The organism is Pseudoalteromonas holothuriae, from assembly GCF_945859825.1.
GTDB classification, from domain to species: Bacteria; Pseudomonadota; Gammaproteobacteria; order Enterobacterales; family Alteromonadaceae; genus Pseudoalteromonas; species Pseudoalteromonas holothuriae.
Window position 1 is genome coordinate 1 of the sequence record NZ_CAMAPC010000079.1, and the last position, 677, is coordinate 677.

At 49.2% G+C, this 677-nt stretch carries 1 protein-coding gene; it reads right to left on the bottom strand.

What is annotated here, in order from left to right; genetic code table 11:
- On the bottom strand, window positions 1–677 hold a 677-nt coding region (locus tag OCI93_RS20950; RefSeq protein ID WP_261627264.1), incomplete at both ends, for a hypothetical protein.

Genomic DNA, 677 nt, shown 5'->3' on the forward strand with positions numbered 1-677 from the left:
CTCGGTACAGAGCGCTCTCCCGCTCGATAACGCACGACACTACTGCCTCTATGGCCTAACTCTTCTGTTATCACCGCCTCTGGCTCCGATAACAACAACACCCGACAACTGACTCTCGCTAAACTCATGCTCAACGAGCGCGCATAGCCTATCCACGATTCTTGTGCACAGCCACTTAGCGCTGTTTGCGCTATACCCACTAGCAACAATTGGCTCGGTCTCTTCGTGAGGCTATGTAAACCTTGCAACAGAGTATGAATATGACCATAGTCATCCTCCCCTGTACTCACATACACCACCGCATCCACTGATTTTCCTTCGCTTTGTAACTGCGCGAATAACCGCTCGTAGTCCGCTTGACTCTCTAATTCATCAACCCGACAAAAAACCACATGCGTAACATCCTCACTGTCTGCCTCTAACCAAGCTTGCTCTGTGTCCTGTGCTAGCACATAGACTACTGTGCTAAACCCTATTGGCATTGACTGTGACACATCCTCTTTCTCCCAACACTCTACAAACTGTTGTATCTGTGCGCTTGGAGAGTGAGCCTCCTCTGCATGCTGAGAGCTCCCTGTATTAAGCCAGAAGCTTTGTCTATTAAATGGGTAGGTCGGTAAACTCAGCCTCGTTTGGACTCCTGTCGGATATAAATCTGTCCACGCTACTATTGCTCC